This is a genomic window from Synechococcus sp. MU1655, from assembly GCF_023630655.1.
GTDB lineage: Bacteria > Cyanobacteriota > Cyanobacteriia > PCC-6307 > Cyanobiaceae > Synechococcus_C.
Map to the genome: position 1 here is coordinate 1 of NZ_JAKUHK010000006.1, position 21466 is coordinate 21466.

Genomic DNA, 21466 nt, shown 5'->3' on the forward strand with positions numbered 1-21466 from the left:
AAGCGTTTGGGCGATTTGATTCGAGAAGGAATTAAGTCACCACCACCTAAAAGGAAAGAAACTCGTCCAACACGATCCTCGCAACGAAAAAGGGTTGATAGCAAGAAGAAACGTGGTGAGTTAAAAAAAGGTAGGCAGTCCAGAAGCTCATTTGATGATTGAAAAATGGGAACAATATGAGTTGGTTGTACGCAGATCTAAGCTCGGGCAAAGTATGGATTTTACATGTAGATGTTTTCGTTGTAAGCTCGTCGGAAGACATGGCGTTAAGTAGTCATGATGCTCCTTTAATGTCAGTCTTTTTTAGGGTTAAAGTCATCGTGAATCTGATAATCGAGCTTTTTCTGCAATAAAAACTCCTTTCTTGGTGGGGCTGGTAATTCGTTAGCCGTGAGCTCGACAGTGTCACCTAGTTGCAGCTATTCAGATTGAGGTGTGAGCCGCTTAATGCCTTTGCTTCCATCGTAATCTCCCAGTAACAATTGCAAACATATTGATCCTCTGTTGCCCTAGCCTCTATATCAGATATGCAGTAATTTTTAATAGCAGTTAAACAAATACCGAAATGCCGATGAAAAAGCTCGCCTGGGTGCTCGTTAGTATTTCTTTTGTTGTTGGTTCTTCAGCTCATGCACAAAAAGAAATACCAAAAGCCGAGGGTTATGATCAGTGTCCTCTCGGATACATTAATACACTCGGTACAAAATGTGTATCACCTATTTACTATGAAGTTGAACCCACCTACGGTGAAGCTTGTAAGTCAGGTTGGATGAACATTGGTGCTGGCTACTGCAAGAAAAAAACTATCCTAGGAATTTTCTAATGCCTTTAATGTCGATTGTTGCGATGCATTCGAGCATCTCATTGTCTGAATATGGTGTTTATTCATTCAGAAGCTTGTCTCAGGAGTCAGCCTCAACTGAACGGAGGCACTCGCTAACAGCCTTTTGCGCTGATAGCTGGAGCGGTTCACTGTTGTCTTCTGCCGACTTTGAATTCTCATATGCATTCAGATTGATAGATCCATCTAATTCTTGAGGTTGTGGTTGGCTCGATCAATAAAATAGACTTTGGCGTCTTTCACTGACCCCCAATTGGCATTCAGAGGCATCCATTCCTTTGTGTGATTCCATTCGATGAGTTTTGTCGTCTTTCCTTTGACAAGTTATTGGAGATAAGAGATTTGTCTCTGTCTACACCCACATCTGGGATCCGCTGCCCGTCTCTGATTGGAATTGCTTCTAGTGTGTATAGATGTCGGGTTGATTTTTTCCTGTTAAGGATGTGTCCTCCTCTGAATCAGTGCAGATACTCTAAACACTGTTGAATGGGAGAGGCGGTTCAGAAGGTCACAAATCTAGAAGAAGCTAAATTCTCAAGAGTTGAGTTTAATGTCTCCATGACTTGCTGGGGAACCTGCTCTGGCTTCAATCCAATTATTGGCGCTTCAGATCCTAAGAACTCAAGAACTACAACGCAGCCAACGAGGGCAAAAGGAAGTGAAACGAACTTCATCAGTTGATTTTCCTTTCTCTTTCGGAAGAGGTGGCGTTGCATTTTTTGCCTCCAAGTTCTCCGAAATTTAACTAGTGAACTCAAGGATTGCAAGAGTGGGTGATGAGTGCGAATCAAAGTTGTCTTAGTTTCTGTATTTTAAACTACTTTTTGCAATTATACGGCGTTTGTTAAAGAGCCATTTAGAGACAGCGGTGAAAAGGAAGTCACTGCTGCTTGCTGCTCTAATTCTGACCGCCTCTCGTTCTTTGGTTGATGAGAAGTCTGGCAGGACTCTTGTGTTCACAAGAACGAATTAGCTCGTTAATGTTCCCTACGCTGCCATGAAGCAAAAACACTGAACAAGTGTCTGCTATTGATAGTTTTCTCTTAATATTCGAAAAGCACTGAGTGCCAGCTGCATCTGGAACGACTACTGCCTCAACAACGCTGGGCTAAGCGGCCAATGAACGTGGAGTTCAGTTTAAAAAATCGCCAATGGCGTCCGTCATTGAACGATGGGCAGCTTGCCCACCTTTAGGGATGGTTGATGTGAGCTGCGGGGTTGGAGGCTTGTGCGGCACGGATTTCAAGCTTTGCTTGCTGCCAAACCGTTTCCAGTTCCTGGATGCTGCGCTCTTGGAGTTGTCCCCCCAAAGCGGCTTCCACGCGAGAGAAGCGATCGAGAAAGCGCTGGTTGGTGCCGGCGAGGCCTTCTTCCGGCTGGATGTCACACCAGCGAGCCACATTCACAAGGGTGAATAGCAGGTCGCCGAGCTCTTCCTGAGCATGGTTTCGATCACCGGAGGAGACGGCCTCCTTGAGTTCATCAAGCTCCTCGTGCACCTTGTCCCAAACCCCCTTCATGTCATCCCACTCAAAACCTGCTTTGGCGGCTTTGCGTGAGATGGTCATGGCTCCAGCCAGGGCTGGTTGTCCGCGAACTTTTCTGGTGAGTTGATCGCTCAGTGGGCTGCTTGATTCTGGAAGGCTTTCGCCTCGATCGGCTTGTTCTGCGGCTTTGATGGCGTCCCAATTCGCGGAGACGGTCTCGCAGTCATGGGCCTCTGCATCGCTAAAGACATGAGGGTGGCGGCGAATCAATTTCTGAGTGATTCCACGAGCAATCGCATCGAGATCGAAGCGTTGTTTTTCCTGAGCGAGTTGGGCGTGGAGCACGACTTGTAGGAGCAGATCCCCTAGCTCCTCTTTGAGATGTTGATCATCGCCATGGCGGATCGCGTCGACGACTTCGTGAGCCTCCTCCAGGACATAGGGCACCAAGGTCTGATGGGTTTGCTTGAGGTCCCAAGGGCAACCATGGTTGGGGTCGCGCAATTGCGCGACCACCTCGACCAGATCGTGCATGGCGTCGCTCATTGGGGCAGATCGAGGAATCCTCAGTCTCGTTGTCAGGACAACTTGCACTGACCACCCCTGAGTGCCTTTCAGAGAGGATGCGCATCTGTAGTCATCGGCGATGTCTTCGCTTGCGAGGTGGCAGACGCTTGCTGGGAGGTTTTGGCATGGGGTCACCGTCCTGAATCAGATGCAGCCAAGCGCTCGCTTCAAGGCCAATCAGTGTTACGAGGACGGAGTTGGATGAGTTGTTCCATGTGTGTTGGAGCCAGCTCCGCCATTGCTCTGGGGTTGGGGTGCCCCAACGGCTGCCCAGCCAGCTGATCGTTGCGACTGAACCGCTGAGATAGGCGATCCGAATCGCTGTTCCTAGAACTGGGCTGTGCGACAGCACTGAGCGGTGACGGATCAGGCGTTGGTAAGGCCACCAAATCCAGCGCAGCACCCCCCAGCGTTGATAGGGCCTGGAATTGATATCGAGGTCAGGGGAAAGGAAGAGTCCGCCGAATAAAAAGGCCAGTGCACTGCAGAAGGCACCACTGAGTCCTAGCCATGGCCACCAGATGACCCCGTAGAGCAAAGCCAGAACACAGGTGGCGCGATCGTGCTCCCGGCCGGAAGCCATGCTGGTTGAAGCAAAGAGTGGGGTAGCCTGCCACCTTCAGGCAGAATCACTGTCTAAGGGCGATTAGCTCAGCGGTAGAGCGCCTGCCTTACAAGCAGGATGTCCCTGGTTCGAAACCTGGATCGCCCATCTCAATCACCTCCAAAAGCCCAGCAGTGTGCTGTGGTGCGATGCCGTTGGTTACGGTGTCACCGCTCGGTTAGCGCTGATCACTGAGAGCCGGATTCGTTTTGAGTAGAAATGACTACCAATCGAATCTTGATAGTTCTTTACATTCGTTTCGAGCAACGACCCTGCCATGAGTTTGCCTCTCCACTTTCAATTCGAGAAGCTTCGACTTCAGGGGGCTATCCAGCACGCCAGTGATATGGATGAGCTCAAAGAAGTAGCTGGACAGCTTTTAGACCTCTACTTCATGCAAAAAGTCGCTACAGAACGCGTCATTTCCGAAAAATAAGGGGTTTTCCATGTCATCAGATCATTCCCATGAAATCGTCGCCACTGTCCACCTGAGCCTTGAAGCGTTGCGATTGGCGTATAAAACCACTAGCGATGCGCTTCGGAATTGGCCTGGCGGTGATCCACTCGAGCAACAATTTTTGGCGCAAAGCAAAGATCAGCTTTTTCGCTGTTTGCTAGAGCAGTCGTTTGAGCTTGAAGCCGGGTAAATCTAGTCTTGCTTGATGATTTAAGTCTTGAATTGATTGGATTGATCTAATTAATCAACGTCTTCTTTGATGCCTAAACGCTAAGTGCCTTTTTTTAGTCTGTTTGGGTTTGTCTTGATGACGGTGGCGTGGCCCTTTCGCTCAATGGATATATTTCCATTCAGTTAGCGATTTTTTGCTTGCTATTGCGTAGCTTATGATTCGTAGCCATGTTTATGTGTGGGGTTGTTGATTTTTCTCCTTTGCTAAGCAGGAACAGCTAAAACTTTGAGTAATTGCAAGTCTTCATGTGGCTGATTTTAAGGTAACGATCCTTAGTAATGGAACTGAGACAGTTGTTAGCTGCCCAGATGATCAATACATTCTTGATGCTGCAGAAGAGCACGGTATTGATATGCCTTACTCCTGTCGTGCAGGCGCATGCTCGACTTGTGCCGCGAAGGTAGTTGCTGGATCAATCGATCAGAGCGATCAAAGTTTTCTTGATGACGACCAGATTGCTGCAGGCTTTGCCCTTCTGTGTGTTTCGTATCCCGTTAGTGACTGTTCCGTGATTGCAAATGCGGAAGATGATCTTTACTGAGTTGCTAGCGTCGATCCATGCCATGTGCCAATGAATAGGATTTGTTTTTAACTTGTGGGCCCAATATTCTAAGTAAGGTTAATCATTGTGTTGTTGGATGAATCAGAGTTTTTAGCTGATTCATCCATTCTTTTGTCCTTTCTGCGTTCTCGGTGACTCACACGTGGCTTTGGAGCTGTTGATCGCTTCAGCGATCTATACCACAACAGAGTCCCGAAAACGATCCATGAAGTGGATGGTCAGGATGTTGACGTCCTTCAGCGTAATAGAGCTTCTCCATGAGGAGATTTGGGGGCTTCATTCCAGTGTTTGCTTGGGCTGGAGTTGTCAATAGGGTGAGGGCAGCAATTGCCGAGAAAAATTTCATATTTGTCATCCAATAAATTGATCTGGGTTGATCTCGTCAAAGACCAATGGCGCGTAGCAAGCTTTCTCCAGTCAGCAATTCTGTGGCTATAGCAGCAACGAATCCAAGCATTGCTAATCGTCCATTGAGCTTTTCTGCTCGTGAATGGAAGCCCCAGCCAGCATCCGCCGTTGCATATTCCATGCGGGGCTCTTTGGCGTACACATTGCCGTGACCTTCGCCATCTCTGGTGACGAGGCCAGTTGGAGCGCGGAGTGTTGTGGTCATGAATGTCTCCGATTGGGACCTGATAGGTCTAGATCTGCTTCCCTGCACTTGGAAGGGGGGCAGCCGCACCAGAAGGTTCGGTTTCAGGACCTACCTGTGTGGTCTAAACGTGAGTATTGACGAGGTGTTTGTGTTCGTTCCTTCCTCCGTGACCCTGTGTTTAGGTCAGGCTCCTCTTTCACCATGCTGAAGCGTTGCCAGGGTGACTGCACGCACAACATTGGCGTCCGTTAGAACCCTCACGACAACGCCACCGTTCAGATCATTCTCTCGCTCAACAACAAGCCCTGGAACCTCTTCTCCACTCGCCAGCCTGTAAGGGGTGGCTCAAATGGAAGGCTCCCTGAGTGATTACCACTGTCAGTCCGGTGAAGGGCTAGAAAATAAACAATGATCCGATGCGTGTGATATGTGATGTGTGATCTAGAGGCTGCCAGAATTGCGAAATTTATTGGCTAAGTTGGCCAACTAGTCTTGTCCTCAGGTTTATGCCGCTCCTAATAATTGATTCAGCTAATTTAGTCAAAAGTTTGAAGAATGGCCGTGATGCTTTGCGGCCTTCGCTTGAGTTCGTTGTTGAATTCCATGGCTAAATTTTGTGCCTCTATCGCATCTGAAGCGTAAACATTGTCTTCGTGGATGTTTCCAAGTGAGTCTCGGTATCGGATTGCATAGCGTCTGAAGGCCTGATGGGTGGACATAAAACTTCTTTCAGTCTGCTTTTAATAGGGGGATGCAAGGTGTCCAACCCCCGGTGAAGGCGGAAGGACACGTTGTCGGATTGCAATAGTGGTGGGTCGTGATCAGCCAGAAACAGCTGAGATGCTGTATGGAGCTTCTGGGAAACTTGTTGGCATTGGGTCAGGTTTACCTTGAGCTAATGCTTTGGCACGTTGATACATTTGACTGGATGTTGCACCTGATGCCTCCATGGCTTTGGCAACAACATCCCAGTTACGAATTTCGGTTGACATTTGAATTCAATTCAGAACTCTCAAATAATCGCTAGTGAGCCGATCTGTCCGTGACAGTGAAATCCCCCCATCGGCCGAACTCGCGTTTCCTATGAACGATTGATAAGTATTTGCTTCCACGTCTGGCTGTCTTGATCAGGCGCCCATTGGTCTGTCTGGTTCGCTTTGATGGGGAGTCCTCCTCCTGGGTGGCTTGATCTGATTTGTTTTGTCCTTTGACTTGCTCGCTAGAGATAAGGAAAGATTGCAAAGATCAGCTGACATCAAGCCCGTCAAGGGTCATGGTTGGAATTTGCGGGTGAAATTGATGCTGAAAGTGAAGCATGTGGCCATGGCATGCTGTGCCGCGTTGCAATCTCTCTCTTTTGCAGGTTTGCCTGTAAGTGCAGCACAAAATTGTGGCCCTAATCGGCACTGGGTTCAGACAGGTGAAGGTTATGGCGCTGGATATTGCAAGCCCAAGCACAGGAGGGATCATCAAGTTTGTGCAATCGGCTATCACTACGAAGGTGGTGGTGTTTGTAGACGCAATGGAGACTGGTGGCAAGGGCGTAGGCCAATTAACTGGGGGCCTCGTTATGAGCCTCAGAGGCCAGAAGGCGGCGTTACGTTTCAGGGCCCGAATGGTGGGAACATTCGAGTGAGATGGTGAGATCTTCCCAAGTCTAAACTTTTGATTTAGCAACTTTTAATGCCCCGCCTTGGGCGGGGATTTTTATTGCTTTCACTTCCATATTCTTATTTGAATTCGCTGAGGGATTTGGATGAGCTTGCGGTTCAAATCTCTTAGGTGCCAGTGTTTCGGCTTTGGCGAATCCCTCATGTTCTGTTGTGTCAGCGCCTAGCTGCTAGCGCTTCCGAGTCTCAGTACTGATCAGTTTTGCTCCCACGATTTTGTTGGTGAGCTGCAATCAGGATTCTGGGTATTGAGCAACGAAACGATTTTTTATTTAAAATCTCCTTAAAATAGCAGTATTGGTAATGATTGAGAGGCAACTGTTAGTGCCTTCCATGCCGAACGCTCGAGATCTGATCAATGCCCACCTCTATCCAGTGTTGGCAACATTTTCAGTTATTTATTTTGCGATTCAAATTGCTCCGATCGCAAACCAGGCTCGATATTTCGATCATTGCGTGGATGAAGTGATTAAGGAAGCGAAGGGTGGTTTTGCCGAGAAACGAGCCTTTGCTGCCAAGCTCTGCAGTGGGAGCTGATCACTGCTGACAGGCTGCTTAAGGGTGATTTTGTTGGCACTCAGAGCAAATACCGAAGAATTCCAAAGTGTGGAACAACATCTTGAAGCCGGATGTCTCTTCGGTGGAGATTGAGAGTCCGTGAATCGGGCAGTGATCCAATGCTTTGGTTCTTCCGCAGTCCACACATGTGAGGTGATGGCGGTCTTGCTCAATTGGGGCATAAAGGGCCTCTCCTGTAGGCAGATGCCTGCAGCGCACCAGACCCTGCTGTTGCAGTTGTCTGAGGTTCCGGTACACCGTTGCGAGTCCCATGGCGTTGGATCCGCTCTCTAAGAGTCGATGGAGCTGTTGCCCACTCATTTCGTCACCGCTGTCACGCAAGGCGTCGAGAAGGCGTTGCTGTCGAGTTCGGCTGGCTGTCGGCTGGGTCGTCATGGTGATCAGACCTCGCTTTTATTGCATAGGATCATGTCATCGCTGATCCTCCAAAGACGTTCGCGTTGCTCGGCGTCTCTGGCAGGACGGGCTACAGGCTGACGTGTTGGCATTCCGCGCATCGATGCAAACCCACCTGGCCCAAAGTGTTCTCCACCCTTAGCGCTGCTTGCTGTTGCTGCATGGAGTTGGGGGAGAGCGCCCATCGCTGCGCTTTGAAATAAGGGATCCATCAGTCGGTAGGCCAAAGACTCTTGCCAGGCTCCTGTCGCGGCCACGGAGACCGGTTGAAGGTTGGTGCGGGCCAAGCCTGGATGGGCCGCGAGTGATATCACCGTGCTGTTTTGTTTGTGAAGTCGATGATTGAGCTCGAGTGCAAACATCACGTTGGCCAATTTGCTTTGGCTGTAGGCCTTCCATCGGTCATAACGCCGCTCACCTTGCAGGTCTGACCACTGCATTTTGCCGAAATATTGCGCTCCCGACGTCACAGTGACCACCCGGGCATCTTCTCGGCCTTCCATCAGTGGAAGAAGCCTTTGGGTGAGTGCCATGTGCCCTAGATGGTTCACTGCAAATTGCATTTCGAAGCCTTGGACGCTCAACCGTCTTGGTGGGGCCATCAAGCCAGCGTTGTTCATCAACAGGTCCAGGCGTCCATAACGCTCTTGGACAGCATTGGCGCAGCGTTCAACACTGTTGAGATCGGATAAATCAAGATCCAGCAGGTCAACGCCCGTTGTGCCGAGATCCAGCAAGTCTCGGCGTGCCGCTTCGCTTTTTCGTTGGCTGCGGCAAGCCATCAGTACGGTTGCGCCCTTTTGTAAAAGCGCACGACTGGTTTCCAAACCCAGGCCGCTGTTGGCCCCAGTCACGAGGGCCACGCGTCCAGTTTGGTCTGGGATGTCCTTCAGGGTCCAGCCCATGCAGCAGACGTCAGAGAAGATCCAGTCTCGCGGTTGGAATCAGTCTTCGGGGAAGAGCAATTCCGCTAATTCGTCGGCGTCGACGTCGTAGACACGGGCAAGAGACGTTTCAATCGCACTGGTGACTTCGCCCGGTAGGAATCTCATGGCATTGAGTGCGTCTTCGGCGATCTCATCTGTCAGGAGTTGGTCATCGCCTTCGAGCTTCTCGTCGTTGATGACGGCCATCACCCAGCTCTGATAGGCAAATACCAGATCCGAGAACTCGAGTTCGGGATCGTTGAGATCCAGGGTCATGGCCAGAGTCGATCATTAGCACCACCATTTTGACCTCCGGTAGGGAAGATGTCTTGCAGAAGATGTTTGATATGAGCCTTCCGGATCCTGACCAGCTGCAGGGAACCCTTGTGGACTTTGCGCTTTTGGAGCTGATTCGACAGCACCGTCTCAGTTTTCAGCCGATTTGGACGGTTGATGGCTGGGCCAAATTGATGATCTGGCTTGCCTTGAATTGCGGTCTTTCAGGGGACACCGAAAGTCTTGAGCATTTCGCGACGTCGCTGGGGGAGACGATCACGACGCGGATGCGACGCACATTTTTTGAACGAGAGTTGGCCGATCTGGAGCTCCATGTCTTGGCAGATCCAGCTGATACGGAAGTGCTGCTGCTCTCTCAAGCCCCGCAAGATCCCCTAGTGCTGGCACCGGAACGTCTAACTCGTGCTTTAAAGCGGGTTGATTTGCTCGAACATGTGACTGCTGATCAAAGTCAGTGGCAAGCTCTTGATGGCATCGTCGCGATCCCTTGGAAACGTTCTGACTCCTGATGACCATGGACCTGATCGCCAGGTATCGCAACGCTGGTTTTGAGGCGGTGGCTGATGGTGCTATCGCCTTTTTTGATCGCCGCACTGATCTGCAGCGGGCCGGGGTGGCCTTCGGGCCAGGCGGTGCTGAAGAACCGGCCAAGGTGTCGACGGATATCAGCCTGGTCGCGATTGATCGGAGTGATCCAGATGCCTTTGGATTATCTGAGGTGATCTTGCGCGGCGTTGCCGCTGGACTCGAACGCTTTTTGCAAGAAAGGCCGCTGTTTCGTTCGGTCTGCCCTGATCAAGAGTTGTTCGTGATGCCGATCTTCAACCTTCAGCGGTATGCCCCTGGCGAAGGTTTTAAGCAGTGGCATTGTGATTGGACGATTAGTGATGAAGCAACTGAGCCAGTGCATCGTGTGCTGGCTTGGATTCTCTATTGCGACACGGTGGAAGAGGCAGGCACGGAATTCCATTGGCAGAACCATCACGAACCCGCCGAACGCGGCAAGTTAATTATTTTTCCAGCGGGTCCATCTCACATTCACCGGGGGAGGGTGAATCCGGATTTGAGTAAGACGATTGCCACAGGATGGATTAATGCTGGTTCGCGTCAGGGTTATCTACAGCGCCTGGCACAGGGAGACGACATTCTCCCTCCCTCTGTCTAGGGGTACGGGCTACTTTTGGAAGATTTTAGTTGCATCATTATTTGCTTTTAATTGTGATTGTTTGGATTGTCGTTGAAACTTGATGTGAGATTAGTTTTGTTGTTCAACGTTGGATTGCTCTGGTTTATGGAAGGGCTGTTGTTCTTCTGAGAAGTGATGGCTGTTTTTCAGAGTTTCCAGTTTTTCATCGTCCATAGCAATTCGCCTGCATCCCAGCTGCAGAGATCGAAATTGTGGATTGCGGTCGCATCGGAAGCATCGAGCAGGCGTTGGGCGTAGTGCTTCACCAATGCAGCAGGGTCGAGATCTACCCCTGCCTGTGCTGCTACCTCACTAACGGCAGCCGCTGTGGTGGCCATCCTCAAGCTCCTCTTGAGATTATCGTTCTGGGCCACAGCTTCAAGCATCTGCTGGATTGCAGCGCTGAGATCGTTAGAAGTTGAGCCCATGGATCGGTTGGTATTGATGCTCTTTGATCATCGCTGTCAAGCCGAATGAAAACGTCTTTTGCGACCATGAATGGCGTGTATGGGCTCTACCCGTGTCGGATCTGGCCAAGACCTATGACCCGGTTGGTACGGAAGCCAGATGGCAGAAGGCCTGGGAGGACGTGGGGGCCTTTCATCCCGATCCTGCGGCTGAGGGCGAACCGTTTGCGGTGGTGATCCCGCCTCCCAATGTCACCGGCAGCCTGCACATGGGGCATGCCTTTAATACGGCTCTGATCGATACGATCGTGCGCTATCAACGGTTGGCGGGCAAAAACGTGCTTTGCCTCCCTGGTACGGATCACGCTTCGATTGCAGTCCAAACCATTCTTGAGAAGCAGCTCAAGGAGGAGGGCAAGACGCGCCATGACCTTGGCCGTGAGGCTTTTTTGGAGCGCGCCTGGCAGTGGAAAGCAGAAAGTGGAGGTCGCATCGTCGATCAGTTGCGTCGGTTGGGGTATTCCGTCGACTGGCAGCGCCAACGATTCACGTTGGATGAGGGGTTGAGCGAGGCGGTGAAAGAGGCCTTTGTTCGCCTGCATGAGCAGGGCCTCATTTATCGCGGTGAATATTTGGTGAATTGGTGTCCTGCTTCGGGCTCCGCGGTGAGTGACCTGGAGGTGGAGATGAAGGAGGTGGATGGCCATCTTTGGCATTTCCGCTATCCGCTCAGTAGTGGTGAGGGTCATCTTGAGGTCGCCACTACGCGGCCCGAAACGATGCTCGGTGATTCGGCAGTGGCGGTGAATCCCAGCGATGAGCGTTATGCCCATCTAGTGGGTCAGACCCTTGACCTCCCTTTTACGGGCCGTCAGATCCCGATCGTTGCCGACGATCACGTGGAGAAGGAGTTCGGCACTGGCTGCGTCAAGGTCACACCAGCTCATGACCCCAATGACTTCGCGATTGGGCAGCGTCATGGTCTGGCTCAGATCACGGTGATGCGCAAGAACGGCACGATGAATGCCCAGGCCGGGCGCTTCGAAGGCTTGGATCGCTTTGAGGCGCGTAAGGCTGTGGTGGCAGCCCTTGATGAAGACGGCTTGTTGGTCAAGGTCGAGGACTACCGGCACAGCGTTCCCCACTCCGATCGGGGAAAGGTGCCGGTGGAGCCGCTGCTCTCCACCCAGTGGTTTATCAAGACCGAGCCTCTCGCTGCTCGCTGTCGAGAAGCACTGGCTCAACAGGATCCCAGCTTTATTCCCGAGCGCTGGGAAAAGGTTTACCGCGATTGGCTGACAGATATCCGCGACTGGTGCATCAGTCGTCAGCTGTGGTGGGGCCATCGCATCCCCGCCTGGTTTGTCATTAGTGAAACCGGCGGCAAGTACACCGACACCACGCCTTATGTGGTGGCTAGGGATGAGGCTGAAGCGCTGGCGAAAGCCCAAGAGCAGTTTGGAGCTCAGGCCCGTATTGAGCAGGATGAAGACGTGCTCGACACCTGGTTCTCGAGTGGACTTTGGCCGTTTTCAACCCTGGGTTGGCCCGATGCGAATGCCGCTGACCTTCAGCGTTGGTACCCCACTAGCACCTTGATTACAGGCTTCGACATCATCTTTTTCTGGGTCGCCCGGATGACGATGATGGCCGGTGCTTTCACCGGTGAGATGCCTTTTAAGGACGTCTATATCCATGGTCTGGTGCGGGACGAGCAGAACCGCAAGATGAGCAAAAGCGCCGGCAATGGGATCGATCCCCTGTTGTTGATTGAGCGCTACGGCACCGATGCCCTGCGTTTTGCTCTGGTGCGCGAGGTGGCCGGTGCTGGCCAGGACATTCGCCTCGATTACGACCGTAAGAAGGACACCTCAGCCACGGTTGAGGCCTCTCGCAACTTCGCGAACAAGCTTTGGAATGCCACCCGTTTCGCCCTGATGAATCTGGGTGGGTCCACACCAGCAGAGCTTGGTGAGCCAGAGGTTTCCGCGTTGCGGCTCGCCGACCGTTGGATTTTGTCGCGCTTGGCGCGCGTGAATCAGGAAACGGCAGGGCGATACAGCAGTTATGCCCTTGGTGAAGCCGCTAAGGGCCTCTATGAATTCGCTTGGAACGATGTTTGTGACTGGTACTTGGAACTGAGCAAGCGTCGTTTAAATCCAGGCGAGGATCCCAGCGCTGCAGCCTTGGCGGATCAGCACACGGCCAAACAAGTGCTCGCGAAGGTGATCAGCCAAATGCATTTGATGTTGCATCCGTTGATGCCCCATCTCACCGAAGAGCTGTGGCACAGCGTGACTGCTGAGCCCGAAATCACGTTTTTAGCGCTTCAGCCTTGGCCTTCTCAAGACGAGGGTGCTTTGGATGATGGTTTGGAAGCCTCTTTTGCCGAGCTGATTGCTGCCATTCGAGTGGTTCGTAATTTACGAGCCGTTGCGGGTTTGAAGCCGTCCCAATCGGTGCCTGTTCGTTTCGTGACGAGCCGCCCTGAGCTGATGGCAGTGTTGGAGCAAGGTACGGCTGACATCACTGCGCTCACTCGAGCTGAATCTGTTGAGTTAATGACGCAGGCTCAGGCCGAGGCGGCTCCTGTTGCGAAAGCACTCGCTGGTGTCTGCGGTGAGTTACAGGTGTTGCTGCCCATCGAAGGCCTGGTTGACCTTGAAGCACTTCAGGGCCGTCTTGAAAAAGACATCGCCAAAGCTGATAAGGAGATCAAGGGATTGGCGGGACGCCTCAGTAATCCGAATTTTGCGGATAAGGCACCAGCGAATGTGGTCGCTGAATGCAAGGTCAAGCTTGCTGAAGCGGAGTCTCAGGCTGACCTTGCGCGCAGACGGTTGGCGGATTTGGGATAAATAGTGGCTGTTAGGTCGAGGGGAATAGCTGCTCTGGTTTTAAATTGGGGGCTGGATAGAGGGTGGTGCAATCGAAAGCAAAGTCGGCATTGTTAGCTTTTACAATTTTTGCAATCTCAAGAAATATTTCTTGCTGGATGTCTAAGTAGTCTTGCCAGTTTGTGGTTTTAGTGAAGCAATAAACCTGAAGATTGAGCGAAGAACTCTCCCATGCGTTGAAATGCACCAGGATGATTTGGTTGTTGTCAATCGCACTATGGTTTTTTAGGAGCTCGCGCACTTGCTTGGTAATGGTATCCATGGCGGGGATATCTTCGTATCGCAAGCCAATATTTGCCAGGATCCGGCGGTTATACATTTGTCCGGGATTGACGATGCTATTCGTTGCAAATACTGCGTTGGGGATATACATTGGTCGCCGCTCAAATGTGCGTAGTCGTGTGTGATACCAGCCGATATTTTCAACGGTTCCTTCCATTCCGTCGGTGCTGATCCAGTCCCCTTCCTTAAAGGGACGGTTAAAGAACAGCATGAAGCCGGAGAAGAAGTTTTGGGAGATGTTCTGCGTCCCGAATGCCAGTCCGACTCCCGCGCCTCCTCCTAGAGCCGCCAGTGCTGTGGCGGGAACCCCGAAGGTGAGCATCAAGGCGCTAGCACCAATCAACAGAATCAAGATTGTGTAGATGCGGCCAATAAAGCTGATGGCCATCGCGCGATCCTTAGGGTCGTCCATCTGGAGCCATCGCTCAAAACGTCTGGTCTCCATGACGGTGTGGCCCAATCGGCTCACCGCCCACGTGACGGCGAGGATCGTGATTGTGGCGGAGAGCTTTAAAGCATTGCTGCCATCCAGCCACCCCACATTGTTGGCGATTTGGCGTCCGAGCCAGCCCAAGTAAAGAGAGGTGCTGAGCCCTAGGAGCAATGGCTGACGGATTGCTTTCGCGATCATCCCTCCAAGATGTTGCCCTCTCCGCTCCATGAGTCCAAGGACAAGCCAGAGCGCTATCAGAACGGCAGTACCAATCAATACCCCGGAGTTGGAGTGGATCAAATCCACGTCTTGAATGATCCTTTCTTTCATTGCGTCATCGTGGTGATCTGCTTCATGCAGTCTGCCGTCTCCTTCGTCTTTGATCAGGCCGAATGCAGAGGTCTATCAACTTTCATTGGGCTGATTTGTCATAGCGTTCGCTACATCCACGGGTTGGTTCGGGACGGGCAGAACCGCAAGATGAGCAAGAGCGCTGGTTTGGTATTGATCCGCTGCTTCTGATTGAGCTATGGCACCGACGGCCTTCGCTGCGCTCTAGTGCGGGAGGGTGCTGGCAATCGTGATCAGTCCAATGCCTCTGATGCTGTATCCCCTGATGACGCATCTCCCAGAGGAGCTTTGGCACAGCGTTACCGCGGAGAGCGAACCCTTTGTCTTGGCACTTCAATCTTGGCCAGTTGGGGACGAGGTTGCTTTGGATGATGAATTGGAAACGTCCTTTGCTGAGTTGATCGCTGTAATACGCCTGGTCCGTCATTGGCGAGCCGTTGCGGGTTTAAAACCATCCCAATCGTTACCCGTGCGATTCGTGACTGACCGCCCAGCTTTGGTGGAAGTCTTTGGGCAAGGTACGTCTGATATCACGTCTTTGACTCGACCGAAATCCGTCCAGTTAATGACCGCAGCGGACGCCGAGTCTGCCCCTGTTACTACCCATCGAAGGCCTGGTTGATCTGGAAGCACTTCAGGCCCGCCTAGCGAAAGACATCGCCAAGCCCGAGAAGGAGATCAAGGGCTTCCCCGGCCTATGAGCCAATCCCAACCTTGCAGAGAAGCAGGCGCGGGCAGAGTTAGCACCTAAAAGGCTGTGCGATCTGAACTGAGTTGTTATCAGTGGTTGACCAACTCTCGATGGAATGCTCCTTGATTAACTGACATGGTTGTAACTGCCATCTTTGTTAAATAAAAATCCTTGGGCATATTCACAGCCAAGGGATTCAAGGATGGTTTTTTGTCCGATAGTTTCTACCCCTTCTCCTATGAGTTCCATATTAAACGCTTTGGCCATGCTGATAATAGATTTGATGAGCTTGATCTCTGATTCTTGATGGATGTTTTGAATGTAGGTTCTATCTATTTTTAAATAGGTAAATGGTAGCTTTCTAAGGAGTTCGATTGAGGCATAGCCAGTGCCGAAATCATCTAGAGAGAAGCGAATTCCCTCCTTTTGAAGGGAGGTAATATGATCTAGTGCGCAATTGGTGTCTTCTAAGACGGCGGTTTCTGTTATTTCTATGCAGATTCTTTCGGGATCAATGTCTCTATCGCGAAGCTGATGCAAGAACTTTGAGGGGAATTTGTTTTCTAAAAATTGGATAGGACTTATGTTTATCGATATATAAGCATTTTTGTTATGACGTATTTTGCTTAATTCATCTTTGATTCCGTCGAGTATGGACTCTGTAATGGAATTAATAATGCCCGCTTCTTCCGCGCATGATATTAAGTATTGAATACTGTTTTTAAGGCGAGGGCAACGAAAAAGGGCTTCATATCCAGCGATCCGTTGTTGTCCCTTGTTATTTAAAGAGTCATTGGTGTCTAGTCTTATAATTGGCTGCAAGAAAAGTCCGCTTTCGCCTGCGTCAATCAATGCTCTGAGTCTTTCTGCGGTAGTGGCTTTTGAAATAAGAGCTGATGCCATTCCCGCTTGATAGATATAGTAACAATTGCGCCCCATTCCTTTGGCTTTGTATAAAGCCATGTCCGCTTTGTCTAATAATGTTGCTGTAGACTTAGATTCAGTATTGGCGATGCAAATTCCAATGCTGCAGGTATTGTAAACAGTACAATTTGTGAGGCTAAAGGCATTTGATAATTTGGCTAGGAGTTTTCCTGCTATTGATGTGGTTAGGGTTTCTATCTCGCTGTTGCTTTTGTATGGAAGTCTAAAAATGATGACGAATTCATCCCCTCCAAGACGAGCTACAAAGTCATTGGCTCGTAAGCAAGATTTGATTCGGTTGGCAACCTGGATTAGAAATTGATCACCTGCCGCATGCCCATGAGAGTCATTTAAGAATTTAAAATTGTCAATATCAATGGCAAATATTGCTAAGCGATATTCATTTCTATTGAGGCCATTTACAGCATTTTTTAGTTCTTCCTCAAAGGAGAATCGATTTCGAAGGCCTGTTAAGGTGTCATAAAAAGCGAGATGGTTAATTCGCTGTTGTTGTTCTTTTGCCCGTGTAATATTATTCGCAACAAGAGCTATCACTGAAGGCTCATTATTGACACTTTTTGTGACTACCGCTTCAACCTTCAGGGTTTGAATTTTTTCTGAACCGATTGGTTTAATGCGAACCTCAATTCCAGATACTTCGGGCAAGTGAGGTCTGCCGGTTTTGCGTTTAATGGTATCCAGGAAAAAATGAAACTTTTGATAATCATCTTTGATGATAAAATATTTCCAGTTTTCGCTTAGTGAATGATTGGCTCTTTGCGCGATTCTGTGATATTTGTGTATGCCTAATAGTCGTCTCATCTTAAGTGATGGTAAGCATTGATTTGTTTGTAGATTCCACTCAACCCAGCCGTCATTGGTTCCTTCAAAAGCAGCATGTGTTCGACCTTGGGCTTCCTGAAGCTGCTTAATTAACCCTGAAACTCGTGCAGTCTTTTCTTGCTCTATCTCTAGTTGACGGAGACTCGACCAGCTAAGTAATCCAAAAGCCGGTAGAAAGGCAACTCCAAATGCTCCAAAGAGAATAATCTCAATTTTGCGAATTAGTGCTAAGTCATTCTCGTCGTTGACTGCATGTCCTGTTACATATCCAAGGGGTAGATTGTTGTTTTCGATTCTTCTTTCTGCGTAAAAGTTTCCATTGTAAATTGTTTTGTTATTTGGCTCTTGTCTGCTTGCCTGACATTTTTTTGGTGGTTTGCCATATTTAATCGATGCAGGAGCACCCGGCTGCTCACGACTCGCAATTGACAATATTTTCCCGTTGTTATCCGAAACCAACAGGCATGTCACATGAAGGTCTTCATCAAGAATTCGTAGGAGAAGTGTATCAATATTGTTGTAGTTTTCAAGTAGGACATTTTCGCTAAGTTGTAATGCAATTCTGCTGATTGCTTGCTTGAAATTAAGATTTCTTTGTTCTTCTAAATTTCGAAGAATCCATCGGTCTGCTCCGAATAGAGCAATAAGGCCGCAGGATGCCATCAGTGTCAGTGGAACAGCGTTATGGCGGAAGACAAGGACTGCTTTTTTAATATTAAATTTTCTTTTCAAGTGCCAGTTCATTGCACGTATTTTTCCAGCCTAAGATTTTTAAGTGGGGCGTAATCTTGAGTGTAGTTAGCCTTGATAGGGATTTTTATCTGAACTTGCCTAAATAGATTTTTTGAATGGGAATCTTTTGAAATCGTGATCCACGCATTTTGAACGTTCTTAATTTCTTCAGGGGGTAGCTCTTTCAGTGCTGAAAAGGGATGAGCTGGGTACCCAGGGGTCTCAACCAAGACAGATAGATTGGAGCGAAGCTCGTCGCTTTCTCGGTTGAATGTGTTGTTGACCCCGCCCCCAATAAGCTCCGAATCTCGTGCGACCCCGCGATAAACATTTTGGTGCGTTTTGACGTATTTTGGATTGAACTTGATATTCTTCTTGTCAAGGTATGCCCGTGTCAGTAGTGATGCGCCAAATGCATTGGGTGCCGGCAGCAATAATGTGCGTCCATTGATTTGCTGTACGGAATTAATATTGCTGCCTTTTTTGGTCACAATGATCCCTGTGAGCAAACGTTGCTTGTCCCTAATGATAGGTTGATAGATATCGCTCACCATCACCTGATGGTATGGGTTCATAAAGGCATAATCGTAAGACCCTGATTTGAGCCCTACTTCAAATGACGGAATTGATTTTTGTTGTTCGAGCTTGAAGCATATATTTGTGCGCTTTCCTATTTCTGTAAGAAGAGGCCAGTAATCAGAATGAATTCTCGAGGCGGAGAATTGAGGGACAATGGAAACTGTTCGAAGTTTTGCATCTGCGGAATGCTCACCCGCGCAATCTTTCACCGTGTTTGTCGCAAGCCTTGATTCGTTACTAGATTCAATTCTTTTTGAGTGATTATGATTGCATCCAGCGATTACTCCGGCAAATGCTATGAGTAGGAGCTTTATCGTTAAAATAGACATTCTTGATTGCATTGAGTGTTAGGGTTTGTACAGGCTTGTGTTTGCCAAAAATGTTCCTATCGTTGATCTTTTGTGGTAATCATGTAACCGTGGATATCAATAGTATAGGTTGTTGATTTGGTATTGTCTCTTGAGCTTGGGGTTCGTGATCTCTTTTAAGTTAATTTTAGGCTTGTAATGTCATTGTCAATGACTCGTCTGGCGTGTTCCCAATCCCTTGACGACTCAGTTGCTCACTGTTGTGAAGGACTGAGAAAGATCGATTGAGTTGGTGAAAGGCAGCTTGGTTGCAGGAACTCTGCGACTTTTTGTGTCTTGTCAGATTCAATCCAGGGATGCCTTTGGGTAGGCGGTGAGCTGCAGACACTGCAGTGCTAGCTGCGCTAGCCCGAAAACGATTAGGAGTGATCGTGCGGGTTTCGCTGGGATTGCAGGCTTGATTGACTGTTGGGTGGCCACTCCATCGGATAGACCTGGCGTTGTGGGAAGGGGATGCCAATCCCATGGTCGTTGAACGCAGTCCAGATCTCCTGACGCAAGTTACTACTTACGGTGAGAGCCTCGAGGGGATGACGGACCGAGTACTTGAGTTTGTAGTTGATCGAAGACTCTGCAAAGTCGATCGCGAAAGCTTTGGGTGCAGGATGTAGTAGGACCCTTGGATGTTGGCAGGCAACCTGCTCGAGAAGTGCCATCACCTGCTGCGGTTCATGGTGATAGGCAGCACCGACAACCACTTCGTCTCGTCTGAAGTTTTCGCCAGCGGTGAATGATTCAGCATCTTGATTGAACAAGGTTTGGTTGGGAATGAGCAGTTCAGCGTCATCCCGTTCCCGTGATAAGAGTGTGGCTCGAAGTAATAATTTGTTGACTCGGCAAGGCTCGCCTTTGATCATCAGAATCTCTCCCGGTCGGATGGATCCTTCGAACAAGAGCCAGATTCCGCTGAAGATATTCGCAAAGATTTCTTTCACTCCGAAACCAAGACCAACCGACAATCCTGCTGAAATGGTTAGTAATGCTGTTGCGTTGAAACCAGCCTGAAGGGCCACAGCCAGGAGGCCAAAACTGATGAGCAGATATCGAACAATGATTTCAATCGCATGTCGACTTTGATCGCTGATTTTTAGGGCTGCTTGTGATAACAATGAGATCAGAAATGCGATCGGTGCGCTGGCTATCAGAATCAGATAGAGGCCGATGAGGGAAGAAAAAAGTTTGCCGAGCGCCAGTTGGGAATCCAGCAATGTGCCCACATTAATGAGACCGATGGATGAGAGGCTGCTGAGTCGATCGATGCAGTAAAGCAGTGCAAAAACCAGGATGGCCGGCCGGGCCAGTCGCCTGAGCCACCGGGCTCTTCGATCCTTCGGGTTGCGTTGGATTAGCTTCTGTTCGATCCACAACAGCAGGTTCCATGCTGCCCAGATCGATCCAAAGCGGATTGTGATTCCTGTGGGAATGGATGCCACCCCAAGCAAAATACTGATGACAATCAGTGTCAGAGGACCTACTGCCAGACAAGTGCTGAGTGAGGCATTTTTTGTGCTCAGCTGTTTGCGAATGAAGCCGTCAGTGATCAGTGCGCAGGTAATCAGGAGCAACTGCCACGTAACAGCTGGTCGATCAATGTATCCAGACCAGGATGAAATCTCGAAGAAAAGGTTGTTCATTATTGACCTTGTTTGCTCAAGTTGGTTAAAATATGCACAGCTTCGTCAATGCTGATGATCCCACTGGTCAATTTGGCTAGAGTTGCACTGACTGCAAGATATTTCTTGGGTGTTCCTAGGTATTGAAGGATCATGGGCCACTCCTTGAGATAGCTCAGTGATTGTTTGTTCCAGGAATCGTTGTAGGCCTTGAGGGTTTGTGAGCTTTGATTCGGAATATCAACATCCTTGTTCGCTGGTAGGAAATCCTCTGTTCGAAGCATCAGTTGCCTTTGACCTACCGCATTGGTATTCGATTTCACATAACTCAGAGCAATCGCCCGTTGTGCTGGGCTTGAATCAGTGCCCAGGCCAAAAGCAAAGACGAACGGCCATGCAAAAGCTTTAGTTTGAACCCCATTCGGAAGGATCGCAATGCTGAGCTTTTCCCCCATTCTCTCTTTGATTTCCAGCACTTGATAAGAATGGCAGGAGATCCAGTCAAGATTATTCGCGGCCAATTCATTGATAAGTTCAGATTGCTGGCTGTAAAAGGAGATGTTTTGGTAATAAGCCGCTTGTCGTAACCATGTGATCCACTCTTTGATTTTGGGTTGCAGTTTGTTTTGATTGGTCTTGTTCACCAGCGAGCTGATGCCTGGGATAGCACCGGTCGAACCAGCCGTCCAGAGGATCTCATCGGTGCGCGTTGATAGCCCGATGCGAACGCCGCTGGCGCCAAGTTCCACCAATTCTTGGATTGTTTCAGGCGGCTGTTTCACAGCTTTGTTGTTATAACAGGAAATCTGTGGAAGGATTGCGAAGGGAGCGAAGAGAAGTTTGTCGTCAACGAAGGAGAGGTTTTTGATGACCTCGTCGTACTGTTGTGTCCACTGTGGACTGTTGGGAAAGGAGCTTAATAGTGAGTCTTGATAAAGATTTCGCAG

General features: G+C 49.6%; 22 protein-coding genes, 1 tRNA gene and 1 pseudogene. 10 read left to right on the top strand and 14 right to left on the bottom strand.

All coding sequences use genetic code 11. From position 1 onward, the window contains the following. Positions 1–571 precede the first annotated feature (571 nt). Positions 572–823 carry a hypothetical protein gene (locus NCN04_RS00740; protein WP_250394864.1) on the top strand — a complete coding sequence of 84 codons (252 nt, stop codon included), beginning with the start codon at positions 572–574 and terminating at the stop codon, positions 821–823. 1208 nt (positions 824–2031) lie between these two features. On the opposite strand, the gene mazG is transcribed toward NCN04_RS00740, so the two are convergent. Together mazG and NCN04_RS00750 are read right to left on the bottom strand one after the other, a co-directional pair. Beyond that, entirely contained in the window at positions 2032–2862 is an 831-nt protein-coding gene (gene mazG, locus NCN04_RS00745) for a nucleoside triphosphate pyrophosphohydrolase (protein WP_250394865.1), read from the bottom strand. A 103-nt stretch (positions 2863–2965) separates the two neighbouring features. After that, complete coding sequence (locus NCN04_RS00750; RefSeq protein WP_250394866.1) at positions 2966–3478, bottom strand: metal-binding protein; 513 nt, start codon at positions 3476–3478, stop codon at positions 2966–2968. A gap of 57 nt (positions 3479–3535) precedes the next feature. Here NCN04_RS00750 and NCN04_RS00755 point away from each other — a divergent pair. From NCN04_RS00755 to NCN04_RS00770, 4 genes are all read left to right on the top strand, one after another. Continuing rightward, positions 3536–3607: transfer RNA gene (locus NCN04_RS00755), tRNA-Val, on the top strand. Between the two features lie 169 nt (positions 3608–3776). Beyond that, on the top strand, positions 3777–3935 hold the full coding sequence (locus NCN04_RS00760) for a hypothetical protein (protein WP_245407170.1): 159 nt from the start codon (positions 3777–3779) through the stop codon (positions 3933–3935). Between the two features lie 10 nt (positions 3936–3945). Continuing rightward, positions 3946–4146, top strand: coding sequence for a hypothetical protein (locus NCN04_RS00765; RefSeq protein ID WP_048347522.1), 201 nt, complete (start codon positions 3946–3948; stop codon positions 4144–4146). A 289-nt stretch (positions 4147–4435) separates the two neighbouring features. Then, positions 4436–4729: a 2Fe-2S iron-sulfur cluster-binding protein gene (locus NCN04_RS00770; protein ID WP_048347521.1), complete on the top strand. Its 294-nt coding sequence runs from the start codon at positions 4436–4438 to the stop codon at positions 4727–4729. 403 nt (positions 4730–5132) lie between these two features. Here NCN04_RS00770 and NCN04_RS00780 read toward each other — a convergent pair whose 3' ends face one another. The 3 genes from NCN04_RS00780 to NCN04_RS00785 form a co-directional block, all read right to left on the bottom strand. Then, a complete protein-coding gene (locus tag NCN04_RS00780; protein WP_048347520.1) occupies positions 5133–5363 on the bottom strand; it encodes a CAB/ELIP/HLIP family chlorophyll-binding protein in 231 nt (76 codons plus the stop codon). A gap of 518 nt (positions 5364–5881) precedes the next feature. Then, the gene (locus NCN04_RS10715) at positions 5882–6064 is read right to left on the bottom strand and encodes a DUF8647 family protein (protein ID WP_048347519.1); all 183 of its coding nucleotides are present in this window, start codon (positions 6062–6064) and stop codon (positions 5882–5884) included. Positions 6065–6166: 102 nt separating this feature from the next. Then, complete coding sequence (locus NCN04_RS00785; RefSeq protein ID WP_245407169.1) at positions 6167–6337, bottom strand: hypothetical protein; 171 nt, start codon at positions 6335–6337, stop codon at positions 6167–6169. Between the two features lie 1011 nt (positions 6338–7348). Here NCN04_RS00785 and NCN04_RS00790 point away from each other — a divergent pair. After that, positions 7349–7552, top strand: coding sequence for a hypothetical protein (locus NCN04_RS00790; RefSeq protein WP_250394867.1), 204 nt, complete (start codon positions 7349–7351; stop codon positions 7550–7552). An 18-nt stretch (positions 7553–7570) separates the two neighbouring features. Here the strand turns inward: NCN04_RS00790 and NCN04_RS00795 are convergent, their stop codons facing one another. Genes NCN04_RS00795 through NCN04_RS00805 form a run of 3 tightly spaced genes read right to left on the bottom strand, consistent with a single transcriptional unit; the run spans position 7571 to position 9192 of the window. After that, on the bottom strand, positions 7571–7969 hold the full coding sequence (locus NCN04_RS00795; protein ID WP_048347514.1) for a Fur family transcriptional regulator: 399 nt from the start codon (positions 7967–7969) through the stop codon (positions 7571–7573). A 5-nt stretch (positions 7970–7974) separates the two neighbouring features. After that, the gene (locus NCN04_RS00800; RefSeq protein ID WP_250394868.1) at positions 7975–8895 is read right to left on the bottom strand and encodes an oxidoreductase; all 921 of its coding nucleotides are present in this window, start codon (positions 8893–8895) and stop codon (positions 7975–7977) included. A 39-nt stretch (positions 8896–8934) separates the two neighbouring features. After that, positions 8935–9192 carry a hypothetical protein gene (locus NCN04_RS00805; RefSeq protein ID WP_048347512.1) on the bottom strand — a complete coding sequence of 86 codons (258 nt, stop codon included), beginning with the start codon at positions 9190–9192 and terminating at the stop codon, positions 8935–8937. Between the two features lie 62 nt (positions 9193–9254). Between NCN04_RS00805 and NCN04_RS00810 the strand changes: the two genes are divergently transcribed. Continuing rightward, positions 9255–9722, top strand: coding sequence for a protein phosphatase (locus NCN04_RS00810; RefSeq protein WP_250394869.1), 468 nt, complete (start codon positions 9255–9257; stop codon positions 9720–9722). Between the two features lie 5 nt (positions 9723–9727). Further along, the gene (locus NCN04_RS00815; RefSeq protein WP_048347510.1) at positions 9728–10378 is read left to right on the top strand and encodes a 2OG-Fe(II) oxygenase; all 651 of its coding nucleotides are present in this window, start codon (positions 9728–9730) and stop codon (positions 10376–10378) included. A gap of 167 nt (positions 10379–10545) precedes the next feature. On the opposite strand, the gene NCN04_RS00820 is transcribed toward NCN04_RS00815, so the two are convergent. Next, positions 10546–10827: a hypothetical protein gene (locus tag NCN04_RS00820; RefSeq protein WP_250394870.1), complete on the bottom strand. Its 282-nt coding sequence runs from the start codon at positions 10825–10827 to the stop codon at positions 10546–10548. 92 nt (positions 10828–10919) lie between these two features. Between NCN04_RS00820 and NCN04_RS00825 the strand changes: the two genes are divergently transcribed. Next, complete coding sequence (locus NCN04_RS00825; RefSeq protein ID WP_250394871.1) at positions 10920–13664, top strand: valine--tRNA ligase; 2745 nt, start codon at positions 10920–10922, stop codon at positions 13662–13664. Positions 13665–13674: 10 nt separating this feature from the next. Here NCN04_RS00825 and NCN04_RS00830 read toward each other — a convergent pair whose 3' ends face one another. Beyond that, on the bottom strand, positions 13675–14748 hold the full coding sequence (locus NCN04_RS00830; RefSeq protein WP_250394872.1) for a mechanosensitive ion channel family protein: 1074 nt from the start codon (positions 14746–14748) through the stop codon (positions 13675–13677). 111 nt (positions 14749–14859) lie between these two features. Here NCN04_RS00830 and NCN04_RS10720 point away from each other — a divergent pair. Continuing rightward, positions 14860–15250: pseudogene (locus NCN04_RS10720) on the top strand (class I tRNA ligase family protein); the annotation flags it as partial. Positions 15251–15586: 336 nt separating this feature from the next. Here NCN04_RS10720 and NCN04_RS00840 read toward each other — a convergent pair. The 4 genes from NCN04_RS00840 to NCN04_RS00855 form a co-directional block, all read right to left on the bottom strand. Next, a complete protein-coding gene (locus NCN04_RS00840) occupies positions 15587–17971 on the bottom strand; it encodes a putative bifunctional diguanylate cyclase/phosphodiesterase (RefSeq protein WP_250394873.1) in 2385 nt (794 codons plus the stop codon). After that, on the bottom strand, positions 17968–18867 hold the full coding sequence (locus tag NCN04_RS00845; protein ID WP_250394874.1) for a phosphate/phosphite/phosphonate ABC transporter substrate-binding protein: 900 nt from the start codon (positions 18865–18867) through the stop codon (positions 17968–17970). Before NCN04_RS00845 ends, NCN04_RS00840 begins: the two co-directional genes overlap by 4 nt. Before the next feature lie 398 nt (positions 18868–19265). Further along, positions 19266–20540: a mechanosensitive ion channel family protein gene (locus NCN04_RS00850; RefSeq protein WP_250394875.1), complete on the bottom strand. Its 1275-nt coding sequence runs from the start codon at positions 20538–20540 to the stop codon at positions 19266–19268. Next, the coding region (locus tag NCN04_RS00855; protein ID WP_250394876.1) for a type 2 periplasmic-binding domain-containing protein at positions 20540–21466 on the bottom strand (927 nt) is incomplete at its 5' end. The genes NCN04_RS00850 and NCN04_RS00855, both read right to left, overlap by 1 nt.

Bases quoted from the DNA above. Each gene is read 5' to 3' on its own strand.
- NCN04_RS10715 (WP_048347519.1), bottom strand. From the start codon at position 6,064: ATGTCCACCCATCAGGCCTTCAGACGCTATGCAATCCGATACCGAGAC.
- NCN04_RS00795 (WP_048347514.1), bottom strand. From the start codon at position 7,969: ATGACGACCCAGCCGACAGCCAGCCGAACTCGACAGCAACGCCTTCTC.
- NCN04_RS00790 (WP_250394867.1), top strand. From the start codon at position 7,349: ATGCCGAACGCTCGAGATCTGATCAATGCCCACCTCTATCCAGTGTTG.
- NCN04_RS00785 (WP_245407169.1), bottom strand. From the start codon at position 6,337: ATGTCAACCGAAATTCGTAACTGGGATGTTGTTGCCAAAGCCATGGAG.
- NCN04_RS00760 (WP_245407170.1), top strand. From the start codon at position 3,777: ATGAGTTTGCCTCTCCACTTTCAATTCGAGAAGCTTCGACTTCAGGGG.
- NCN04_RS00840 (WP_250394873.1), bottom strand. From the start codon at position 17,971: ATGAACTGGCACTTGAAAAGAAAATTTAATATTAAAAAAGCAGTCCTT.
- NCN04_RS00800 (WP_250394868.1), bottom strand. From the start codon at position 8,895: ATGGGCTGGACCCTGAAGGACATCCCAGACCAAACTGGACGCGTGGCC.
- mazG (WP_250394865.1), bottom strand. From the start codon at position 2,862: ATGCACGATCTGGTCGAGGTGGTCGCGCAATTGCGCGACCCCAACCAT.
- NCN04_RS00845 (WP_250394874.1), bottom strand. From the start codon at position 18,867: ATGTCTATTTTAACGATAAAGCTCCTACTCATAGCATTTGCCGGAGTA.
- NCN04_RS00820 (WP_250394870.1), bottom strand. From the start codon at position 10,827: ATGGGCTCAACTTCTAACGATCTCAGCGCTGCAATCCAGCAGATGCTT.
- NCN04_RS00765 (WP_048347522.1), top strand. From the start codon at position 3,946: ATGTCATCAGATCATTCCCATGAAATCGTCGCCACTGTCCACCTGAGC.
- NCN04_RS00780 (WP_048347520.1), bottom strand. From the start codon at position 5,363: ATGACCACAACACTCCGCGCTCCAACTGGCCTCGTCACCAGAGATGGC.
- NCN04_RS00815 (WP_048347510.1), top strand. From the start codon at position 9,728: ATGGACCTGATCGCCAGGTATCGCAACGCTGGTTTTGAGGCGGTGGCT.
- NCN04_RS00750 (WP_250394866.1), bottom strand. From the start codon at position 3,478: ATGGCTTCCGGCCGGGAGCACGATCGCGCCACCTGTGTTCTGGCTTTG.
- NCN04_RS00830 (WP_250394872.1), bottom strand. From the start codon at position 14,748: ATGAAAGAAAGGATCATTCAAGACGTGGATTTGATCCACTCCAACTCC.
- NCN04_RS00740 (WP_250394864.1), top strand. From the start codon at position 572: ATGAAAAAGCTCGCCTGGGTGCTCGTTAGTATTTCTTTTGTTGTTGGT.
- NCN04_RS00850 (WP_250394875.1), bottom strand. From the start codon at position 20,540: ATGAACAACCTTTTCTTCGAGATTTCATCCTGGTCTGGATACATTGAT.
- NCN04_RS00810 (WP_250394869.1), top strand. From the start codon at position 9,255: ATGTTTGATATGAGCCTTCCGGATCCTGACCAGCTGCAGGGAACCCTT.
- NCN04_RS00805 (WP_048347512.1), bottom strand. From the start codon at position 9,192: ATGACCCTGGATCTCAACGATCCCGAACTCGAGTTCTCGGATCTGGTA.